Below are 1,366 nucleotides of genomic sequence, written 5' to 3'. Positions count from 1 at the left end.
GATGTGGAGTTAGAGCTGAGAGCTATAATGGATATTCCTAAGTTGATGAGTGGGAATGGTGTCCTTGCTAAGATGAACCGTATGTTTTTAAGCCCGTGGAAGACCAGCAAATTAATTCTCTCCCCCGCCGCCCATTTCAGAAATACAATGTCCAACTTCATTCTGAATGATTGGGGAGGCCTGCCTTTCTACCGTCTTGATATTTATAAACAGGCTGCTCAGGAACTTAAATCAAAAGGCAAACTATTTCGTGAACTGCAGAGGGAAACGGGAATGGGTGGGTCCTTCTCAGTTGCAGAGATTGAACAGGTCACCGGCGGTATGAAATATGGGGCCAACGGCCTGGATCATGCTCTGAGTTTATTTGACAGAAACTTTGCTGTTTCCAAGATGCGTAATATGTATAACGTCGAGGAACAGTGGTTTAAGATGGCTAAGTATATCTGGAACAAGAAACAGGGTATGCAACAGTATGAAGCGGCCATGGATGCGATGAAGTGGACCTTCAACTATGGGGAAATAACCCGTGCGACGGCTGCCATTAGGGGTACAGCTGCTCCATTTTTTACCTGGACTTCGAAGGTAGTCCCGTTGATGGCGGAGACGGCCTTAAAGCATCCTGTTCGGTTTGCCAAGTGGCCTTTGATGTTTCAAGGCATGCAGGCGGCGGCGATTGAGAATCAGAATATTAATGATGAGGAATGGGGCTGGATACAGTCTATTCTGCCGGATTATATTAAGGAAGGAGCCTTTTTTCTTCTACCCTTCCGCGATCAGAAGGATCGTCTGCAGATGTTAAACATGACTTATATCATGCCGGGCCTGGGTGATATGATGGACATCTGGAGAGATCCGGCCTCAAGCTTTTTAGGATCTCCCTTCCTCACGATGTCGGCAGATATCCTTCGAAACAAGACCTTCATGGGTACACCTATTTATTATGATTGGGAGACTCCTGGAGGCAAGTTTGCCAAGTCACTGGCGCATATATGGCAGGGCCTAGTTCCTAACTTTCCAGCTATCCCTGGGACGATAGACTTTGAGAAGATGTATGACACCATAAACAACACGCCGGATTCAATGACTTGGGGCCAAATAGCTGCTTCTCAGTTGGGCCTTAGAATGACGCCTATTAACGTAGAGCAAATGGCTCGTAGCCGCCAGGCCCTGGATGATATTCATCGAGCGGAGATAGGCAGCCAACTAAAGAGAGAGTTGAGAGGGGCGACGTCCCCCAAGCAAGCCCAGGCTATTGTAGAGCACTACAGCCGCTTGAGGGAACGTCTTGAGAGGCAGGTCGGCGAGAGGAGAGGTGCTGGCGAGGATTAATCCTTCTGTTGGCAGCTATCGCAGTCCTTATACCTTA

General features: G+C 48.1%; 1 protein-coding gene. It reads left to right on the top strand.

Going from position 1 to position 1,366, the window contains the following annotated elements; all coding sequences use genetic code 11:
• On the top strand, window positions 1-1,329 hold a 1,329-nt coding region (locus tag HWQ67_RS18615), incomplete at its 5' end, for a hypothetical protein (protein WP_218254192.1).
• Window positions 1,330-1,366: the final 37 nt, after the last annotated feature.

Source organism: Candidatus Magnetobacterium casense (genome assembly GCF_019173545.1).
In the GTDB taxonomy this organism is placed as follows: domain Bacteria; phylum Nitrospirota; class Thermodesulfovibrionia; order Thermodesulfovibrionales; family Magnetobacteriaceae; genus Magnetobacterium; species Magnetobacterium cryptolimnobacter.
This window is presented reverse-complemented; position numbering and strand designations above follow the sequence as displayed.